This is a genomic window from Pseudaquabacterium pictum (assembly GCF_005403045.1).
Taxonomy (GTDB): Bacteria; Pseudomonadota; Gammaproteobacteria; order Burkholderiales; family Burkholderiaceae_C; genus Pseudaquabacterium; species Pseudaquabacterium pictum.
The window spans coordinates 158,130-176,516 of the sequence record NZ_BJCL01000001.1 but is presented as its reverse complement, the minus strand read 5'-3'; the positions used below and the strand labels follow the sequence as shown (position 1 = coordinate 176,516).

Sequence of the window (18,387 nt, the reverse complement as noted above, 5' to 3'; positions counted from 1 at the left end):
CACCATGCCCCTGCGCTCCCTCACGCCGGCCGAAGCCGCGGCCGACCTCGGCGGCTTCGACGCCATCCTCGACGCCCGCTCGCCGGCCGAGTTCGCCGAAGACCACCTGCCCGGCGCCGTCAACTGGCCGGTGCTGGACGACGAGCAGCGCCGCATCGTCGGCACGCTGTACGTGCAGACCTCGGCATTGGAGGCGCGCAAGCTGGGCGCCACCATGGTGGCGCGCAACATCGCCGACCATCTGGACCGCTGGATCGCCGACAAGCCGCGCGACTGGCAGCCGCTGGTCTACTGCTGGCGCGGCGGCCAGCGTTCGGGCTCGCTGGCCTGGTTCCTCGACCAGATCGGCTTCAGAACCGCCAAGCTGGCCGGTGGCTACAAAGGCTTCCGCGCCGTGGTGCGGCAGGACCTGGAGGCCTGGCCGGCGCGCTTCCAGTTCCGCGTGCTGGCCGGCCGCACCGGCAGCGGCAAGACGCGCCTGCTGCAGGCCCTGGCCGCCGCCGGCGCCCAGGTGCTGGACCTGGAGGGCCTCGCCGCCCACCGCGGTTCCATCCTGGGCGGCCTGCCCGGCCAGCCGCAGCCCACGCAGAAGGCCTTCGACAACCGGCTGTGGCAGGCCCTGCGCGCGCTCGACCCCGCCCGCCCGGTCTACGTGGAGAGCGAGAGCAAGAAGATCGGCCGCCTGCAGGTGCCCGAGGCGCTGATCGGCCAGATGCATGCCCAGGGCGAGGTGCTGCGGGTGCAGATGCCCGACGACGCCCGGGTGCAGCTGCTGCTGGAGGACTACGGCTTCTTCGCCCAGGATGTCGAGCGCTTCTGCCAGCTGCTGGATGGCCTGGTGGCGCTGCGTGGCAAGGAGACGGTGGCCCGCTGGCAGGCCCAGGCCCGCGCCGGCGACTGGGCCGCGGTGTTCAGCGACATGATGCTCCAGCACTACGATCCGCTGTACAACCGCTCGATGGACCGCCACTACGCCAGCTATGCCCAGGCCCGGCCGGTTCAGTTGGCCGACGGCAGCGCGCCGGCGCTGGACACCGCTGCCCGCGCGCTGCTGACCCAGCGCCCCTGATGCCCGCCGCGCATGCGTGAGAGCCCGGCCCTGATCGAGTCGCGCGCCTTCGGCGTGCGCCACATCCCGCTGCTGCGCCCGCTGGGCTGGCTGGCCCGCGGCTGGCGTGACCTGGTGCGCTGTCCCCTGCCCGGCCTGCTGCACGGCCTGGCGCTGGCGTTGTTCGGCGCGGCGCTGGCTGTGCTGGCGCATGACCACTTCTGGCTGCTGTCCGGCGCCTTCACCGGCTTCCTGCTGGTGGCGCCGGTGCTGGCCACCGGACTGTATGCAGTGAGCCGGGCGCTCGAGAAAGGCCAGCGGGCCGACCTGTCGGTGGCCCTGGCAGCCTGGAAACCCGAGGGTCGGCTGATGGTGTTCGGCCTGCTGCTGGCCTTTGCAGGCACCGGCTGGGTGCTGACCTCGGCCTCCCTGGTGACCGGCTTCGCCGCTGCGCCGGTGACCACGCCGCTGGACTTCCTGAAGGTGGTGGTGCTCAACGACCACTCGCCGCTGTTCCAGATCTGGCTGCTGATGGGCGCCTTCCTGGCCGCGCCGGTGTTCGCCAGCAGCGTGGTGGCCATCCCGCTGCTGCTCGACCGCCAGGTCAGCGTGCTGGCCGCGGTGCTGACCAGCTGGCGCGTGGTGCAGGCCCACCCGCTGCCGATGGCGCTGTGGGCCGCACTGCTGATGGCGCTGACGGTGCTGGGCATGGCCACCGCGCTGGTGGGCCTGGTGGTCATCGCACCCTGGCTGGCCCATGCCAGCTGGCATGCCTACCGCGACCTGATCAGCACCAGCGGGCTGGAAGAGCGTCCCTGAGCATGTTCGGCCTGACCGAGGAGCAGATCGCCACCTTCGGCCTGACCTTCGGGGTCGGTGCCTTCATGCTCTACATGGTGTTCATCATCTTCCAGCTGGCGCGTGAATCCAAGGCAGGCCGGCTGGGCACCTTCGTGCTGTTCCTGGCACTGGGCTTCGGCCTGCTGGGCTTTGCGGCCAAGGGCGTGATCAAGTACTTCCTGGCCGGCGTGGTGGAGTGACGCCGGCGCCGCCGCCTCACTGGCGGTTGGCCTTGAAGTCGGTGAACACCCGGGTCTGCACCCGGCGCACGTCGTTCGGCAGGTCGCGCATCACCGCCAGCTTGGCGATGTCGGCCGCCGGCGGGAAGATCGTCGGGTTGGCGGCCAGCTCGGGCTTCACATGCGCCTTCGATGCCGCATTCGGGTTGCCGTAGAACACGGCGTTGGTCAGCGTGGCATGCACCTCGGGCCGCAGGATGTAGTTGATGAAGGCATGGGCCTCGGCCACGTTCTTCGCATCCTTGGGGATGGCCATGCTGTCGAGGAACATGGTGGCGCCGCGCGGCGGGATCAGCGGCTTGATGGTGAACGTCTTGCCGGCCTCGCGGGCGCGCTGGTTGGCGATGTTGAAGTCGCCCGAGTAACCCAGTGACACGCACAGTGCACCGGATGCCAGGTCGTTGATCGGGCCGGGCGAGAAGATGCGGGTGACGTTCGGCCGCGCCGCCGCCAGCACCTGCCGGGCGGCGTCGTAGTCCTTGGCCGTGGCGCTGAAGCCGTCCTTGCCGGCATAGAGCATCGCCACCGGCACCACCTCGCTGGCCGAATCCAGCACATGGATGCCGCAGTTCTTCAGCTTGCTGGCGTATTCGGGCTTGAAGACCAGGTCCAGCGGGTTGGCCGGCAGCGGCGTGCTGCTCAGCACCTCGCGCACCTTCTGCTCGTTGATGCCGACGGTGACAAAGCCCCACATCCAGTTCACCAGGTGGCGGTTGCCGGGGTCGGACTGGGCCAGTTTCTCCAGGATGGCCGGATCCAGGTTCTTCCAGTTCGGCAGCAGGTCGCGGTTCAGCGGCTGCAGCAGGCCGCCCTTGATCTGCTTGGCGGCGAAGTGGGCGCCTGGCACGACGATGTCGTAGCCGGTCTTGCCGGCCACCAGGCGGGCATGCAGGGTCTCGTTGCTCTCCACGGTGGCGTCGTAGCGCACCTGGATGCCGGTTTCCTTCTGGAAGTTCTGGATCACGTCGGGGCCGATGTAGTCGGCCCAGTTGTTGATGTTCAGCACCCGCTTGGCCGGCTGCGCCTGGCTGGGCGTGGCCGCGGCGGCCAGCAGGCCGGCCAGCAGCAGGGCGACGGCACCGGCGCGCCGGCGGCGCACGGGGTGGTGGACAGGCAGGACGGCAGGGGCGGCGGGCATGGGCAGTGGCTCCGTTGGCGGTTGGTGGCTCCCGCCGCACTGACCCCGTGGGGCGCAGAAGTTCCCCGCAGGCCGCAAAAAGCGCGCCGGCCCCGGTGCACCGCGTCGTTCGACGCAGCACACCGGGGCCGGCGTTCGGGCAGCTGTCTGCCGTCAACCCATGTGCAGGCCGCCGTTGCAGCTGAAGTCGGCGCCGGTGGTGAAGCCGGAATCCTCACCCGCCAGCCAGGCGCAGATCGAGCCGATTTCATCCGGCGTGCCCAGGCGCTTGACCGGGATGGTGGCGACGATCTTCTCCAGCACCTCGGGCTTGATGGCACGGACCATGTCGGTGCCGATGTAGCCCGGGCTGACGGTGTTCACCGTCACGCCCTTGGCGGCCATTTCCTGGGCCAGGGCCATGGTGAAGCCGTGCATGCCGGCCTTGGCGGCCGAGTAGTTGGTCTGGCCGGCCTGGCCCTTCTCGCCGTTGACCGAGCTGATCTGGATGATGCGGCCCCAGCCCTTTTCCACCATGCCCGGCACCACCTGCTTGGTGACGTTGAACATGCTGTTGAGGTTGGTGTCGATCACCGCCTTCCAGTCCTCGGGCGTCATCTTCAGGAACATGCGGTCGCGGGTGATGCCGGCGTTGTTGACCAGCACGTCGATGCTGCCGTGCTCGGCCACGGCCTTGCTGAAGGCCTCGACGGTGCTGTCCCAATCGGCCACGTTGCCCACCGAGGCGTAGAAGCTGTAGCCCAGGGCCTTCTGCTCGTCGAGCCACTTGGTGAAGTCGCGGCTGGGGCCGCAGCCGGCGATGACCTTGAATCCGTCCTTGTGCAGGCGCTGGCAGATGGCGGTGCCGATGCCGCCCATGCCGCCGGTGACGTATGCGACTTTGTTGTTGGCCATGGTCTCTCTCTCCTGGTTGGTGTGCGTGGTGGTGTGGTGTGCGCTGGGGTCAGCGCTCGATGGTCAGGGCCACGCCCATGCCACCGCCGATGCAGAGGCTGGCGATGCCCTTCTTCGCGTCCCGCTTCTGCATCTCGTGCAGCAGCGTCACCAGGATGCGGCAGCCGGAGGCGCCGATCGGGTGGCCGATGGCGATGGCACCGCCGTTGACGTTGACCTTGCTGGTGTCCCAGCCCATCTCCTTGTGCACCGCACAGGCCTGGGCGGCGAAGGCCTCGTTGATCTCCAGCAGGTCCAGGTCGGCCGGGTTCCAGCCGGCACGCTGCAGCGCCTTGCGGGCGGCCGGCACCGGGCCCATGCCCATCACCTTGGGGTCGAGGCCGGCGCTGGCGTAGCTGGCGATGCGGCCCAGCGGCTTCAGGCCCAGGGCGGCGGCCTTGGCGGCCGTCATCAGCACCACGCCGGCGGCGCCGTCGTTCAGCCCGCTGGCGTTGCCGGCGGTGACCGAACCGGCCTTGTCGAAGGCGGGGCGCAGGCCGGCCAGGGCGTCGGCGCTGGTCTTCTTGTTGATGAACTCGTCGCTGTTGAACAGGATCGGGTCGCCCTTCTTCTGGGCGATGGAGACCGCGGTGATCTCGTCCTTGAAGCGGCCGGCTTCCTGGGCGGCGGCAGCCTTCATCTGGCTGGCCAGGGCCAGCTCGTCCTGCTGCTCGCGGCTGATGCCGTACTGCTTGGCCACGTTCTCGGCGGTGATGCCCATGTGGTACTGGTTGTACACATCCCACAGGCCGTCGGTGATCATGCTGTCGACCATCTTCCAGTCGCCCATGCGCTGGCCGTCGCGGCTGTTCATCAGCACATGCGGGGAGGCGCTCATGTTCTCCTGGCCACCGGCGATGACGATCTCGCTGTCGCCGTCGCGGATGGCCTGGGCCGCCAGCATCACCGCCTTCAGGCCCGAACCGCAGACCTTGTTGATGGTGAAGGCCGGCACTTCCAGCGGCAGGCCGGCCTTGACCACGGCCTGGCGGGCGGCGTTCTGGCCCGAGCCGGCGGTGAGCACCTGGCCCAGGATCACCTCGTTGATCTGCGCGCCAGTCAGGCCGCTGCGCTCCAGCAGGGCCTTGATGACTGTGGCGCCCAGTTCGGGGGCCGGGGTCTTGGCCAGGGTGCCGCCGAACTTGCCGACCGCGGTGCGGGCGGCGGCGACGATGACGATGTCGGTGCTCATGGGTGGGGTCTCCAGATGGGGTGGACGGGGATCAGACCGGATCTCAGGCCTTTTGTTTCACATAGCGGCCGGGAGCGGCCTCGATCACCTTGTGGCTGCGGTTGCCGTAGGCCTTGGGGGCGGGCACCTGCTTGCCGCCATGCTGGCCCAGCCAGCCCGACCACACCGGCCACCAGCTGCCGGGTGTCTCGGTGGCGGTCTTGAACCAGTCGTCGGCGGCGGCCGGCAGCTTGCTGTTGATCCAGTGGCTGCGCTTGTTCTTGCTGGCCGGGTTGATGACGCCGGCGATGTGGCCCGACGCGCCCAGCACGAAGGTCTTGTCCTTGCTGCCGGCCAGCACGCCGGTGCTCTTGTAGGCGGCCTGCCAGGGAACGATGTGGTCTTCGCGCGAGCCGTAGATGAACACCGGGCAGGTGACCTTGGTCAGGTCCAGCGGCACGCCGCAGACGGTGAGCGCGCCGGGCTGGCGCAGCGCGTTGTCCAGGTAGGTGTGGCGCAGGTACCAGCAGTACATCGGGCCCGGCAGGTTGGTGGAGTCGCCGTTCCAGTACAGCAGGTCGAACGGCGGCGGCGCCTCGCCCTTCAGGTAGTTGCCGACCACGTAGTTCCAGACCAGGTCGTTCGGCCGTAGGAAGCTGAAGGTGGTGGCCAATTCCTTGCCCTTGAGCAGGCCGGGGCCGCCGGGCGCCTGGGTGCCGATGGTGACCTCGCGCAGCTTGACGCTGGCCTCGTCGACGAACACATCCAGGATGCCGGTCTCGCTGAAGTCGAGCAGCGTGGTCAGCAGCGTCATCGACGCGGCCGGCTGCTCGCCGCGCGCGGCCAGCACCGCCAGCGCGGTGGCCAGGATGGTGCCGCCCACGCAGAAACCCAGGGTGTTGATCTGCTCGCTGCCGGTGATGTCCTGCACCTGGGCGATGGCGGCGATCGGGCCTTGCTCGATGTAGTCGTCCCAGGTCTTGGCGGCCAGACTGGCATCGGGGTTGCGCCAGCTGACGACGAACACCCGGTGGCCGTTCTCGACGGTGTAGCGGATCACCGAGTTCTCGGGCTGCAGATCGAGGATGTAGTACTTGTTGATGCACGGCGGCACGAACAGCATCGGCCGCGCATGCACCTTGGTGGTGAGCGGCTTGTACTCGATCAGCTGGAACAGCTCGTTCTCGAACACCACCGCGCCTTCGCTGGTGGCCACGTTGCGGCCCACCTCGAAGACCGTCTCGTCGGTCTGCGACATGTGGCCCTGCTCGATGTCCTTCCACAGCAGCTGCAGGCCCTGGGTGATGCTCTCGCCCTTGGTCTCGATGGCCTTGGCCAGCGCCTCGGGGTTGGTGGCCAGGTAGTTGGCCGGACTGGCGGCGTCCACCCACTGCTGCACCGCAAAGCGGATGCGGGCCTTGGTCTTGGCATCGCCCTGCACGCTTTCGGCCATCTGCAGCAGGGTGCGGGCGTTCAGCAGGTAGGCCTGGGCATACAGCGCGGCGGCCGGGTTCTTGGCCCAGGCTTCGGCGGAGAAGCGCTTGTCGCCCAGCGGCGCGGCCGGCGTGCCGTCCTTCTGGAAGGCGGTGAGGGTGTTGTTCCACATCGCCGTGGCCTGGCTGATGTAGTCGCCCTGCAGCTTGGCCATGGCGTCCATCGGCAGGCTCAGGCCGGACATGGTCTTCCACATGTCGGTCATGGCGGTGCTGAAGGCTTGCACATTGGCCTGAACTTGCGCCTGGGTGGCCTGGGCGGCCTGGCCAAGAGCGTCGACGGCTGGGACCGGCTTCTGAGTCATTGTTGTCTCCACCTTTGCCGGGCAACGCAAGCCGCGTGCCCTTGTGCGATGCTGTGTCACTTCGCACGTTGTACGGGTTCTAGCTTACCCGATGATGACTTGATTTTTCGATACGCGATATTACGTACCGCAATCTGAAATGCACATCGTTGCCATTGCCTGGATGTTCGTCGTGGTGCTGATGGCGGTGGCGGAGGCCACGTCGACCCAGGGCACCGTGCTGGGCGCGTTCTTCACGCTGCTGCTGTACGGCGCCCTGCCGCTGTCGATCGTGCTTTATGTGCTGGGCACGCCCGGGCGCAAGCGCGCCCGCCAGCTGGCCGAGGCAGCAGAACAGGCGGCGGCCTCAGCCGGCCCCGCGGATGGCAATGGCGGCGGCCAGGCGCCCGGTGCGGGGCTGACGCCGGAACGAAAAGAACCGTGAGCCATGCGCCACGGTGCACCAGTGGCCGCCATGCACCTGGGTCAGTCCCAGTGCAGCCAGCCGCCGGCGCGCCAGGCCCGGCAGATCAGCCCGCCAGCGCGTGCTGCCATCCGGCCGCGGGCTGAAGCGGAACAGCGCCGCGTCGGCCGGCGCCAGTGTCTGCGGGTCGGCGCCGAAGGCCTGCAGCACGTCGGCGCCCACCTCGAAAGCATCGGGCCCGATGCAGGGACCCAGCCAGGCCAGCAACTTGTCGGGCGCGCAGCCCGCCGCCGCGCACAGCGCGGCCACGGTGTGGTCCAGCACGCCGCCGGCCAGGCCGCGCCAGCCGGCGTGGGCGGCGCCCACCGCCCGGCCGTCGGCACTGCAGAACAGCACCGGCAGGCAATCGGCCACCAGCACGGTGCAGGCGATGCCCGGCGTGGTGCAGATGCTGGCATCGGCGCGCAGCAAGGGCGCACCGGGCGCCAGGTGGTCGGGCGTCAGCCGCAGCACATCGGCGCCATGCACCTGGTTCAGCCAGACCGGCTGTGCACCCAGTGCCTGGGCGAAGCGCCGCTGGTTCTCCAGCACCGCATCCGCTGCATCGACGCCCTCGCCACCCAGTGCGGGCGGCCGCAAGTTCAGGCTGTCGAACGGCGACACACTGACCCCGCCGACACGGGTGCTCATCAGCGCGGTGATGGCCGGGGGCGCCGGCCAGCCGGGCCGGATTGCATCCGGCAGCAGCACGGCCTCTGGCTCAGCCGGCATCCGGGCAGGCCGACGGCTGGGTCTGGCGGAAGGCGTCGAGCTGCATGCAGGCCTCGAACACCCGCATCACCTGCGGCACATGCTCGGTGCGGCAGTGGAAGCGCTGGGCATTGAAGATCTGCGGCACCAGGGTCAGGTCGGCCAGCGTCGGCGCATCGCCGTGGCAGAAGCGCGCCGGCTGCGCAGCCAGTTGCCGCTCCACCGCCTCCAGGCCGGTCTCGACCCAATGCCGGTACCAGCGGTTCTTGTCGTCCTCGCTGAGCTTGAGGTCGTGCGTCAGGTAGCGCAACACCCGCAGGTTGTTCAACGGGTGGATCTCGCAGGCGATGTCCTGGGCGATGGCCCGCACGCGGGCGCGGCCCAGCGCGTCGGCCGGCAGCAGCGGCGGCTTCGGGTGGGTCTCCTCCAGGTATTCGATGATGGCCAGCGACTGGCTCACCAGCGCGTCGCCATCCTGCAGCGTGGGCACCAGGCGCGAGGTGGACACGGCGGTGTAGCCGTCGTCCAGGTGCTCGCGCTTGACCAGGTGGACCGGGATGTAGTCGTAGTCCAGCCCCTTCAGCGCCAGCGCGATGCGCACCCGGTACGACGCCGACGAGCGGAAGTAGTTGTAGAGCTGCATGGCGACTCCGGCGGCGGCTTCAGCCCTGCTGCACCCGCACCTGCAGCGTGCCCAGGCCGGCAATGGCGCCTTCCATCACATCCCCCGCCACCACCGCGCCCACGCCAGCGGGCGTGCCGGTGTAGATCAGGTCGCCCGGCTGCAGGGTCCAGGCCTTGGACAGCGTCTCGATGGTCTCGGCCACGTTCCAGATCAGCTCGGACAGGTCGCCCTTCTGCTTCTGCACGCCGTTGACCGCCAGGGTGATGGCGCCGCGGGTCAGCTCGCCGGTCTTGGCGATGGGGTGCAGCGGGCCGATCGGCGCCGAGGCGTCGAAGGCCTTGCCGATGCACCAGGGGCGGCCCTGCTTCTTCATCTCGTTCTGCAGGTCGCGCCGGGTCATGTCCAGGCCGATGGCATAACCCCAGATGTGCTTGGCGGCATCGGCCGCGGCGATGTCGCGGCCGCCGGTGCCGATGGCCACCACCAGCTCGATCTCGTGGTGCAGGTTGCCGGTCAGCGTCGGGTAGGGGATGGTGCCCACCGCGCCATCGGCCACCGGCACCACCGCATCGGCGGGCTTCAGGAAGAAGAACGGCGGCTCGCGGCCGGTGAAGCCCATCTCCTGGGCATGCTCGGCATAGTTGCGGCCGACGCAGTAGACGCGGTGCACCGGAAACAGCCCGCCACCCGCCACGGGAACGGACGGTACGGCGGGAGCGGGGATGACGTAGGACATGGCGGCGGGTCCGGAGAAGGGGTTGATCAGGGTTGTTCAGAGGGCGAAGAATCATCATGCCACGGCCCGCCGCTACACTTTCCCGATGATTGAGTTGCGTCGCATCAAGCATTGCCGTGCCTGTGGCACCCCCGTGGGCTACAAGGTGCCCGACGACGACAACCGCGAGCGCGCCGTCTGCCCGGCCTGCGGCCTGATCCACTACGAGAACCCTCTGAACGTGGTGGGCACGGTGCCGGTGTGGGGCGAGCAGGTGCTGCTGTGCAGGCGCGCCATCGAGCCGCGCCACGGCTTCTGGACGCTGCCGGCCGGCTTCATGGAACTGGGCGAAACGGTGGAAGACGGTGCCCGCCGCGAGACGGTGGAGGAAGCCGGCGCCAACATCGAGTTGCAGGACCTGTTCACCATGATCAGCGTGGTGCGGGTGGGCCAGGTGCACCTGTTCTACCGCGCCCGCATGACCGACACCACGCTGGACCCCGGGCCCGAGACGCTGGAAGCCCGGCTGTTCCACGAGCATGAGGTGCCGTGGGACCAGATCGCCTTCCGCACGGTGAAGGAGACGCTGCAGCACTACTTCGCCTGCCGCCGCGCGGGCAGTTACCCGCTGCAGTGCAGCAGCATCTGAACCCGTTGCCGTTCAGCTGACGGTGACGGGCGCTGGCACCGGCGCAGGCTCGGCCACCAGTGCCGGGCCGGTGGCGGCATCAAAGCCCAGCTGCCACAGCATCTCCAGATCGTCGGCGCTGCGCACGCCTTCGGCTGTCACCTGCAGACCCACCGCCTGCACCAGCTTGACCAGGCCCTGCAGGTGACGGCGCGCGTCCCCTGCGCCATCGCCACTGATGCCCTGCACGAAGCGGGCGTCGATGCGCACGCAGTCCAGCCCCAGGTCGATCAGCCGCGGGATGCGGGCCAGGCCCTCGCCGGCATGCTCCAGCCCCAGCATCACGCCCAGCGGCCGCCAGCGGCGCGACACCTCGCGCACCAGCAGCGGCCGGTCCAGCGCCAGCGCCTCGGGCAGATCCACCCACAACCGGCAGGCCGCCTCGGGCGCATGCTCCAGCCGGCGTGCAACCGCGGCCACGAACTCGGCCGAGCCCACCGACTGCGCCGCCACGTTGATGCAGCGGGCCTGGCCGTCGCTGTCGATGGCGGCCAAGGCCAGCGCCACGGCCTTCTCGTCGACCTCGGCACACAGCCGGCTGCGGGTGGCCAGTGACAGCCAGCGGCTGGCCGGCTCCAGCGGGCCATCGGCCTGCAACTGCACCCGCAACGGGCAGTCCAGGTGCAGCTGGCGGCCGTCGGGCGTGCGCACCGGGTAGGCAGCCAGCGCCACCCTGCCCTGCACCAGCGCCCGGCTGATGCGCCGCTGCCAGGAGGATTCCCCCTGCGCCATGCCAGCATCCAGCGGCGGCAGGTCGGCCGCCGGCAGCGCAGGCGGCAGCACCAGGCCGGCTTCGGCCCGGGCCAGCGCGGCGTCGGCCAGGGCCAGGGCCTGGGTGGCGTTCATCGGCCGGTCCAGCTCCACCGCGCCGGCGAACACCCGCGCCTGCGGATCGATGGCCAGCAGCGGCAGCCGCATCGCCTGGGTCAGCGCGGCGGCGGTCTCCTGCACCATGCCGCCCACCGGCAGCAGCAGGGCGAAGTCGGCGCCGTTCAGGCGGCCGGCAAAGCAGCGGCCGATGCGGTCGGTGTAGGCCTGCAGCGCACCGGCCACGGCCAGCAGGGCGCGGTCGGTGGCGGCATGGCCCACCCGCTGGTTCAGGCCCTGCAGGTCCCGCATGCGCAGCAGCAGCAGGCCAGCCTCGGCCGGCGCCTGGCCGGCGCCCAGCACCGAATCCAGCATGGCCATGAAGTGGCGGCGGTTGGCCAGGCCGGTCAACGGATCACTGTGGGCCTGGCGGCGCAACGCTTCCAGTTGCTCGGCCTGCACCGCATACAGCGCCTGCTGCCGGCCCACCAGGGCGCGGATGCCGTCCGCCAATGGCGCCAGCTCGGGCGGCGTCGCCATCGCATGGCGGGCCATGGGCAGGGCCGCGCCGTCATCGTCTGTCGCATCGGCAGGCGTGGGCGGCGCCTGGACCAACTCGGCCGCTGCACGGGCCACGGCACGCCGGCCCACCCAGGTGCCCAGGACCAGGCCGATGCCCACGCCGGGCAACACGGCCAGCAACGCGCGGTCCGCCAGCAACGCCCAGCCGGCCAGGCCGGCGCAGGCCAGCAAGGCGGCCCACTGCCCGGAGGACAGCGTGGGGCGACGGGCAGCAGGAACAGGCGCGGACGCAAGCATCGGGCGGGGCGCATGCCGCGAGGCATGGCAGACAGCAACGGGGGCAGGCGAGCACCCAGCCGCCTGCCACCCGCGCAGGCCGCTGGATCACCCTCTGACGTTGTTGTCGGCCCGCGCCGGCCGAACTTGACCCGCCGCGCGCCGCGGCTACTTGCGCGCCGGCGGCAGGTCGGTGCAGCTGCCGTGGGCCACTTCCGCCGCCATGCCGATGCTTTCGCCCAGCGTGGGATGCGGGTGGATGGTCTTGCCGATGTCGACGGCGTCGGCGCCCATCTCGATGGCCAGGGCCACCTCGCCGATCATGTCGCCGGCGTGCGTCCCGACGATGCCGCCGCCCAGGATGCGGCCGTGGCCGTGGGCCTCGGGGCTGTCGTCGAACAGCAGCTTGGTGAAGCCTTCGTCGCGGCCGTTGGCAATCGCCCGGCCGCTGGCCGACCACGGGAACAGGCCCTTCTTGACCCGGATGCCCTGGGCCTTGGCCTCGTCCTCGGTCAGGCCCACCCAGGCCACCTCGGGGTCGGTGTAGGCCACGCTGGGGATGACGCGGGCGTCGAACTGCGCCTTGGTGTCACCGGCCGCCACCTCGGCCGCCACATGGGCCTCGTGCACCGCCTTGTGCGCCAGCATCGGCTGGCCGACGATGTCGCCGATGGCGAAGATGTGCGGCACGTTGGTGCGCATCTGCACGTCCACAGGGATGAAGCCGCGGTCGCCGACGACCACGCCGGCGGCGTCGGCGCCGATCTTCTTGCCGTTGGGCGTGCGGCCCACGGCCTGCAGCACCAGGTCGTACACACCCTCGCTCTTCGTGCCGTCCAGGCCCTCGAACAGCACCCGGATGCCGTCGGCCGTGGCCTCGGCACCCACCGTCTTGGTCTTGAGCATCAGCTTGTCGAAGCGGTGGGCGTTCATCTTCTGCCACACCTTGACCAGATCGCGGTCGGCGCCCTGCATCAGGCCGTCGAGCATCTCCACCACATCGAGCCGGGCGCCCAACGTGGAATAGACCGTGCCCATCTCCAGGCCGATGATGCCGCCGCCGATCACCAGCATCGACTTCGGCTGCTGGCGCAGCTGCAGCGCGCCGGTGCTGGTGACGATGCGGTCGTCCTGTGGCAGGAAGGGCAGCTTCACCGCCTCGGACCCGGCGGCGATGATCGCCTGCTTGAACTTGATCGTCTGGGTCTTGCCGTCGGCCATGGTGACGGCCAGGTGGTGCGGGTCGGCAAAGCGGCCATCGCCCTGCACCACCGTCACCTTGCGCATCTTGGCCATCGCAGCCAGGCCGCCGGTGAGCTTGCCCACCACCTTGTTCTTGTGGGCCAGCAGCTTGGACAAGTCCACCTTCGGCGCAGCGAACTCCACGCCCAGATCGGCAAAGTGCTTGACCTCGTCCATCACCGCGGCCACGTGCAGCAGCGCCTTCGACGGGATGCAGCCCACGTTCAGGCAGACGCCGCCCAGCGTGGGGAAGCGCTCGACCAGCACCGTCTTCAGGCCCAGGTCGGCGCCACGGAAGGCGGCGGAATAGCCGCCCGGGCCGGCACCCAGCACCAGCAGGTCGCATTCCAGGTCGGCGCCGCCGGCGTAGCTGGCCGCCTGCGGCGCGGGCGCCGCAGTCGCCGCCGGTGCGGCGGCGGGCGCCGGTGCTGCGGCTGCTGGCGCCGCCGCAGCGGCACCGGCGGCCTCCAGCGTCAGCACCAGGCTGCCCTGGTTGACCTTGTCACCGATGGCGAGCTTCAGCTCCTTCACCACGCCGGCATGGCTGGAGGGGATCTCCATCGAAGCCTTGTCGCTCTCCACCGTGACCAGGCTCTGGTCCACCGCGATGGTGTCGCCGGGCTTCACCAGCAGCTCGATCACCGCCACGTCCTTGAAATCGCCGATGTCGGGCACCAGCACGTCGATCACTGCCATGTCTGTCTCCTGTGGGTTGCGGCGTCCGTCACAGCACGATGCGGCGGAAGTCGGCCAGCAGGCTGGCAAAGTAGACGTTGAAGCGTGCGGCGGCGGCGCCATCGATCACCCGGTGGTCCCAGCTCAGGCTCAGCGGCAGGATCAGGCGTGGGGCGAACTGCTTGCCATCCCAGCGCGGCTCCATGCTGCTCTTGCACACGCCCATGATGGCCACCTCGGGCGCGTTGATGATCGGCGTGAAGTAGCGCCCGCCGATGCCGCCCAGGCTGCTGATCGAGAAGCAGCCGCCCGACATGTCGGCCGGGGCCAGCTTGCCGTCGCGGGCCTTCTTGGCCAGCTCGCCCATCTCGGTGCCGATCTGGAAGATGCCCTTCTTGTCGGCATCCTTGATCACCGGCACCACCAGGCCGTTGGGCGTGTCGGCGGCGAAGCCGATGTGGAAGTAGTTCTTCAGCACCAGCTGGTCACCGTCCAGGCTGGCGTTGAACTGCGGGAACTTCTTCAGCGCCGCCACCGCGGCCTTGATCATGAAGGCCAGCATCGTGACCTTGATGCCCGACTTCTCGTTCTCCTTGTTCAGCTGGACGCGGAAGGCCTCCAGCTCGGTGATGTCGGCATCGTCGTGGTTGGTGACATGCGGGATCACCACCCAGTTGCGGTGCAGGTTGGCGCCGCTGATCTTCTGGATGCGCGACAGGTCCTTGCGTTCGACGGGGCCGAACTTGCTGAAGTCGACCTTGGGCCAGGGCAGCAGGTCCAGGCCACCGCCGCCACCGCCGGCCGCGGCAGCCGGCGCCGGCGCCTTGGCCTTCTGCGCCGCGGTCTGCACCGCGCCAGCCATCACCTGCTTGACGAAGCCCTGCACGTCGGCCTGCAGGATGCGGCCCTTCGGGCCGGAGCCGGCCACCTCGGCCAGCGGCACGCCCAGCTCGCGCGCCAGGCGGCGGATGGTGGGCGAGGCATGCGGCAGGCCGGCCTTGGCCACTGTCGGCTCGTGCGCCGGCAGCGCGGCCGGGCCAGGCGCCGCCACGGGGGCGGGCGCCGGGGCCGCGGCTGCGGCAGGCGCGGCCGACGGTGCGGCAGGTGCGGGTGCCGGGGCAGCCATTGGCACCGCAGCAGCGCCCACCGCGCCTTCCAGCACCACGACCAGCGAGCCCATCGCCACCTTGTCGCGGAGCTGGACCTTCACCTCCTTCACCACGCCGGCATGCGACGACGGGATCTCCATCGAGGCCTTGTCGCTCTCCACCGTGATCAGGCTCTGCTCGACCTTGATCGCATCGCCGGGCTTGACCATCACCTCGATGACGGCCACCTCGGCGAAGTCGCCGATGTCGGGCACACGCACCTCGATCAGGCCGGTGGCCGCCGGGGCGGCCGGCGCTGCGGGCGCCGGCGCGGCGGCCACCGGGGCCGCTGCGGCAGGCGCCGCCGCAGCCGGTGCCGGTGCGGCGGCAGCCTCGCCGGCTGCCTCCACCACCACCAGCAGCGACCCCTCGTTCACCGTGTCGCCGATGGCGACCTTGATCTCCTTGACGACGCCGGCGTGGCTCGACGGGATCTCCATCGATGCCTTGTCGCTCTCCACCGTCACCAGGCTCTGATCGACGGTGATGGTGTCACCCACCTTCACCATCAGCTCGATGACCGCCACATCCTTGAAGTCGCCGATGTCCGGGACCTTGACGTTGACCAATGCCATGTTCTTGTCTCCGTGGATGGTGCGTCAGGCGTACAGCGGGTTGATCTTGTCGGCGTTCAGGCCGTACTTCCTGATCGCGTCGGCCACCTTGGCGGCGGGCAGCTTGCCCTCGTCGGCCAGCGTCTTGAGCGCAGCCACCACGATGTAGTGGCGGTTCACCTCGAAGTGCTCACGCAGCTTGCTGCGGAAATCGCTGCGGCCGAAGCCGTCGGTGCCCAGCACCTTGTAGGTGGTGCCCTGGGGGATGTAGGCGCGGATCTGCTCGCCGTAGACCTTGATGTAGTCGGTCGAGCAGATCACCGGGCCGGCATGGCCGGCCAGCTGCTGGGCCACGAACGGCACGCGCGGCGTCTCGGTCGGGTGCAGCAGGTTCCAGCGCTCGCAGTCCTGGCCGTCGCGGGCCAGCTCGTTGAAGCTGGGGCAGCTCCAGACCTTGGCGGCCACGCCCCAGTCCACCGCCAGCAGCTGGCGGGCGGCGATCGACTCACGCAGGATGGTGCCCGAGCCCATCAGGTTCACCACCGGCTGGCCGGCCGCGGCGGGCGCGTCCTCCAGCAGGTACATGCCCTTGATGATCTGTTCCTCGGTGCCGGGCTTGAGGCCGGGCATCGGGTAGTTCTCGTTGAGCAGGGTGATGTAGTAGTAGACGTTCTCCTGCTTCTCCACCATGCGCTTCAGGCCGTGGTGGATGATCACGCCCACCTCGTGCGCATAGGTCGGGTCATAGGAGATGCAGTTCGGGATGGTGCCGGCCAGGATGTGGCTGTGGCCGTCCTCGTGCTGCAGGCCTTCGCCGTTCAGCGTGGTGCGGCCGCTGGTGCCGCCCAGCAGGAAGCCCCGCGCCTGCATGTCGCCGGCGGCCCAGGCCAGGTCGCCGATGCGCTGGAAGCCGAACATCGAGTAGTAGACGTAGAACGGCACCATGATGCGGTTGTTCGTGCTGTAGCTCGTGGCCGCGGCGATCCAGCTGCACATGCCGCCGGCCTCGTTGATGCCTTCCTGCAGGATCTGGCCGTCGGTGGCCTCGCGGTAGTACATCACCTGGTCCTTGTCGACCGGCGTGTAGTTCTGGCCCAGCGGGTTGTAGATGCCGATCTGGCGGAACAGGCCTTCCATGCCAAAGGTGCGGGCCTCGTCCACCAGGATGGGCACCACGCGCGGGCCCAGCGCCTTGTCGCGCAGCAGCTGGGTCAGGAAGCGCACATAGGCTTGGGTGGTGCTGATCTCGCGGCCGTCCGGCGTGGCGTCGAGCACGGCCTTGAAGGTGTCGAGCGAGGGCACGGTGAAGCTCTCGTCGGCCTTGGCGCGGCGGTGCGGCAGGTAGCCGCCCAGCTTCTGCCGGCGCTCGTGCAGGTACTTCATCTCCGGCGTGTCGTCGGCCGGCTTGTAGAACGGGATCTTCGGCAGCTCGCTGTCGGGGATGGGGATGTTGAAGCGGTCGCGGAAGTAGCGGATGTCGTCGTCCGTCAGCTTCTTGGTCTGGTGGGCGGTGTTCTTGCCTTCGCCGGCGCGGCCCATGCCGTAGCCCTTGACCGTCTTGACCAGCAGCACCGTGGGCTGGCCCTGGGTGTTGTTGTTGGCGGCATGGAAGGCGGCGTACACCTTGCTGGCATCGTGGCCGCCGCGGCGCAGGTTCCACACCTGCTCGTCGCTCATCTTGGCCACCATCTCCAGCGTGCGCGGATCACGACCGAAGAAGTGCTTGCGCACGAAGGCGCCGTCATTGGCCTTGAAGGCCTGGTAGTCGCCGTCCAGCGTGTCGAGCATGATCTTGCGCAGCGCGCCGTCCTTGTCGCGCGCCAGCAGCTCGTCCCACTGCTTGCCCCACAGCAGCTTGATCACGTTCCAGCCCGAGCCGCGGAACTCGCCCTCCAGCTCCTGGATGATCTTGCCGTTGCCACGCACTGGGCCGTCCAGCCGCTGCAGGTTGCAGTTGACGACGAAGACCAGGTTGTCCAGCTTCTCGCGCGCGGCCAGGCCGATCGCTCCCAGGCTCTCGGGCTCGTCCATCTCGCCGTCGCCGCAGAACACCCACACCTTGCGCTTGGCGGTGTCGGCGATGCCGCGGGCATGCAGGTACTTCAGGAAGCGCGCCTGGTAGATGGCCATGATCGGCCCCAGGCCCATGCTGACGGTGGGGAACTGCCAGAACTCCGGCATCAGCTTGGGGTGCGGATAGCTCGACAGGCCCTTGCCGTCGACTTCCTGGCGGAAGTTCAGCAGCTGCTCCTCGCTCAACCGGCCTTCCATGAAGGCGCGGGCATAGATGCCGGGCGCGCTGTGGCCCTGGATGTAGAGCAGGTCACCGCCGTGGCTGCCGCCCTTGTCGGTGTCGTCGGCATGCCAGAAGTGGTTGAAGCCAGCGGCGAACAGGTGCGCCACCGACTGGAACGAGCTGATGTGGCCGCCCAGGTCGCCACCGTCGGCCGGGTCATGCCGGTTGGCCTTGACGACCATGGCCATCGCGTTCCAGCGCATGTAGGCGCGCAGCCGGCCCTCGATCTCCAGGTTGCCGGGGCTGCGCTCCTCGTCCACCGGCTCGATGGTGTTGATGTAGGGCGTGGTGGCCGAGAACGGCCGGTCGATGCCGTTGTGGCGGGCTTCCTCGATCAGCTTTTCCAGCAGGAAGTGGGCACGCTCCGGGCCCTCGGCGCTGATGACGGCGTCCAGCGCCTCCAGCCATTCACGGGTTTCCTGGGCGTCGGTGTCCAGGGCGCTGGAGGCGCTCGGGTTGTTGGGGATGGCGGACATCGCTTGTCTCCTCGTTCCGGGGCTGTGGTGGGTCGGTGGCGGT

The 18,387-nt window shown here is 69.4% G+C and carries 16 protein-coding genes; 5 read left to right on the top strand and 11 right to left on the bottom strand.

The annotated features are described in order from the left end of the window. Positions 1-4 precede the first annotated feature (4 nt). The 3 genes from mnmH to FFT10_RS00725 are packed head-to-tail and all read left to right on the top strand — an operon-like array spanning position 5 to position 2,088. A complete protein-coding gene (mnmH, locus tag FFT10_RS00735; RefSeq protein ID WP_137730853.1) occupies positions 5-1,069 on the top strand; it encodes a tRNA 2-selenouridine(34) synthase MnmH in 1,065 nt (354 codons plus the stop codon). Positions 1,070-1,081: 12 nt separating this feature from the next. Beyond that, complete coding sequence (locus FFT10_RS00730; protein ID WP_137730852.1) at positions 1,082-1,867, top strand: DUF2189 domain-containing protein; 786 nt, start codon at positions 1,082-1,084, stop codon at positions 1,865-1,867. 2 nt (positions 1,868-1,869) lie between these two features. Further along, positions 1,870-2,088 (top strand): DUF2788 domain-containing protein, encoded by a 219-nt coding sequence (locus tag FFT10_RS00725; protein WP_137730851.1) that lies wholly within the window; start codon positions 1,870-1,872, stop codon positions 2,086-2,088. 16 nt (positions 2,089-2,104) lie between these two features. Here the strand turns inward: FFT10_RS00725 and FFT10_RS00720 are convergent, their stop codons facing one another. The 4 genes from FFT10_RS00720 to FFT10_RS00705 all read right to left on the bottom strand — a co-directional run bounded on the left by FFT10_RS00720 (position 2,105) and on the right by FFT10_RS00705 (position 7,167). After that, the gene (locus FFT10_RS00720) at positions 2,105-3,265 is read right to left on the bottom strand and encodes an extracellular solute-binding protein (RefSeq protein WP_137730850.1); all 1,161 of its coding nucleotides are present in this window, start codon (positions 3,263-3,265) and stop codon (positions 2,105-2,107) included. 153 nt (positions 3,266-3,418) lie between these two features. After that, positions 3,419-4,159 carry an acetoacetyl-CoA reductase gene (phbB, locus tag FFT10_RS00715; protein WP_137730849.1) on the bottom strand — a complete coding sequence of 247 codons (741 nt, stop codon included), beginning with the start codon at positions 4,157-4,159 and terminating at the stop codon, positions 3,419-3,421. Between the two features lie 49 nt (positions 4,160-4,208). Continuing rightward, the gene (locus FFT10_RS00710; RefSeq protein WP_137730848.1) at positions 4,209-5,390 is read right to left on the bottom strand and encodes an acetyl-CoA C-acetyltransferase; all 1,182 of its coding nucleotides are present in this window, start codon (positions 5,388-5,390) and stop codon (positions 4,209-4,211) included. A 43-nt stretch (positions 5,391-5,433) separates the two neighbouring features. Further along, on the bottom strand, positions 5,434-7,167 hold the full coding sequence (locus tag FFT10_RS00705; RefSeq protein WP_137730847.1) for a PHA/PHB synthase family protein: 1,734 nt from the start codon (positions 7,165-7,167) through the stop codon (positions 5,434-5,436). 139 nt (positions 7,168-7,306) lie between these two features. On the opposite strand from FFT10_RS00705, the gene FFT10_RS00700 reads away from it, so the two are divergent. Continuing rightward, on the top strand, positions 7,307-7,591 hold the full coding sequence (locus FFT10_RS00700) for a hypothetical protein (RefSeq protein WP_137730846.1): 285 nt from the start codon (positions 7,307-7,309) through the stop codon (positions 7,589-7,591). On the opposite strand, the gene pgeF is transcribed toward FFT10_RS00700, so the two are convergent. From pgeF to FFT10_RS00685, 3 genes are read right to left on the bottom strand one after another with little or no spacing between them, the layout of a single operon-like run. Further along, positions 7,514-8,341 carry a peptidoglycan editing factor PgeF gene (gene pgeF, locus FFT10_RS00695; protein WP_174246062.1) on the bottom strand — a complete coding sequence of 276 codons (828 nt, stop codon included), beginning with the start codon at positions 8,339-8,341 and terminating at the stop codon, positions 7,514-7,516. The two genes, FFT10_RS00700 and pgeF, sit on opposite strands and share 78 nt — an antisense overlap. Further along, the gene (maiA, locus tag FFT10_RS00690; RefSeq protein WP_137730845.1) at positions 8,331-8,963 is read right to left on the bottom strand and encodes a maleylacetoacetate isomerase; all 633 of its coding nucleotides are present in this window, start codon (positions 8,961-8,963) and stop codon (positions 8,331-8,333) included. The genes pgeF and maiA overlap by 11 nt, the downstream gene beginning before the upstream one ends. 19 nt (positions 8,964-8,982) lie before the next feature. Beyond that, positions 8,983-9,681, bottom strand: a complete 699-nt coding sequence (locus FFT10_RS00685; RefSeq protein WP_137730844.1) for a fumarylacetoacetate hydrolase family protein — start codon at positions 9,679-9,681, stop codon at positions 8,983-8,985. 85 nt (positions 9,682-9,766) lie between these two features. Here FFT10_RS00685 and FFT10_RS00680 point away from each other — a divergent pair, with 85 nt between their 5' ends. Then, complete coding sequence (locus tag FFT10_RS00680) at positions 9,767-10,309, top strand: NUDIX hydrolase (protein WP_137730843.1); 543 nt, start codon at positions 9,767-9,769, stop codon at positions 10,307-10,309. 12 nt (positions 10,310-10,321) lie between these two features. On the opposite strand, the gene FFT10_RS00675 is transcribed toward FFT10_RS00680, so the two are convergent. The 4 genes from FFT10_RS00675 to aceE form a co-directional block, all read right to left on the bottom strand. Beyond that, positions 10,322-11,974 (bottom strand): EAL domain-containing protein, encoded by a 1,653-nt coding sequence (locus FFT10_RS00675; RefSeq protein WP_137730842.1) that lies wholly within the window; start codon positions 11,972-11,974, stop codon positions 10,322-10,324. Between the two features lie 147 nt (positions 11,975-12,121). Beyond that, positions 12,122-13,891: a dihydrolipoyl dehydrogenase gene (gene lpdA, locus FFT10_RS00670; RefSeq protein WP_137730841.1), complete on the bottom strand. Its 1,770-nt coding sequence runs from the start codon at positions 13,889-13,891 to the stop codon at positions 12,122-12,124. A 28-nt stretch (positions 13,892-13,919) separates the two neighbouring features. Further along, complete coding sequence (gene aceF, locus FFT10_RS00665) at positions 13,920-15,593, bottom strand: dihydrolipoyllysine-residue acetyltransferase (protein ID WP_137730840.1); 1,674 nt, start codon at positions 15,591-15,593, stop codon at positions 13,920-13,922. A gap of 24 nt (positions 15,594-15,617) precedes the next feature. After that, positions 15,618-18,344 carry a pyruvate dehydrogenase (acetyl-transferring), homodimeric type gene (gene aceE / locus FFT10_RS00660; RefSeq protein ID WP_137730839.1) on the bottom strand — a complete coding sequence of 909 codons (2,727 nt, stop codon included), beginning with the start codon at positions 18,342-18,344 and terminating at the stop codon, positions 15,618-15,620. Positions 18,345-18,387: the final 43 nt, after the last annotated feature.

Coding starts and splice junctions, on each gene's coding strand:
- FFT10_RS00725 (WP_137730851.1), top strand. CDS start 1,870: ATGTTCGGCCTGACCGAGGAGCAGATCGCCACCTTCGGCCTGACCTTC.
- FFT10_RS00680 (WP_137730843.1), top strand. CDS start 9,767: ATGATTGAGTTGCGTCGCATCAAGCATTGCCGTGCCTGTGGCACCCCC.
- FFT10_RS00705 (WP_137730847.1), bottom strand. CDS start 7,167: ATGACTCAGAAGCCGGTCCCAGCCGTCGACGCTCTTGGCCAGGCCGCC.
- FFT10_RS00675 (WP_137730842.1), bottom strand. CDS start 11,974: ATGCTTGCGTCCGCGCCTGTTCCTGCTGCCCGTCGCCCCACGCTGTCC.
- FFT10_RS00700 (WP_137730846.1), top strand. CDS start 7,307: ATGCACATCGTTGCCATTGCCTGGATGTTCGTCGTGGTGCTGATGGCG.
- FFT10_RS00730 (WP_137730852.1), top strand. CDS start 1,082: ATGCGTGAGAGCCCGGCCCTGATCGAGTCGCGCGCCTTCGGCGTGCGC.
- aceF (WP_137730840.1), bottom strand. CDS start 15,593: ATGGCATTGGTCAACGTCAAGGTCCCGGACATCGGCGACTTCAAGGAT.
- aceE (WP_137730839.1), bottom strand. CDS start 18,344: ATGTCCGCCATCCCCAACAACCCGAGCGCCTCCAGCGCCCTGGACACC.
- maiA (WP_137730845.1), bottom strand. CDS start 8,963: ATGCAGCTCTACAACTACTTCCGCTCGTCGGCGTCGTACCGGGTGCGC.
- pgeF (WP_174246062.1), bottom strand. CDS start 8,341: ATGCCGGCTGAGCCAGAGGCCGTGCTGCTGCCGGATGCAATCCGGCCC.
- mnmH (WP_137730853.1), top strand. CDS start 5: ATGCCCCTGCGCTCCCTCACGCCGGCCGAAGCCGCGGCCGACCTCGGC.
- FFT10_RS00710 (WP_137730848.1), bottom strand. CDS start 5,390: ATGAGCACCGACATCGTCATCGTCGCCGCCGCCCGCACCGCGGTCGGC.
- FFT10_RS00685 (WP_137730844.1), bottom strand. CDS start 9,681: ATGTCCTACGTCATCCCCGCTCCCGCCGTACCGTCCGTTCCCGTGGCG.
- FFT10_RS00720 (WP_137730850.1), bottom strand. CDS start 3,265: ATGCCCGCCGCCCCTGCCGTCCTGCCTGTCCACCACCCCGTGCGCCGC.
- lpdA (WP_137730841.1), bottom strand. CDS start 13,891: ATGGCAGTGATCGACGTGCTGGTGCCCGACATCGGCGATTTCAAGGAC.
- phbB (WP_137730849.1), bottom strand. CDS start 4,159: ATGGCCAACAACAAAGTCGCATACGTCACCGGCGGCATGGGCGGCATC.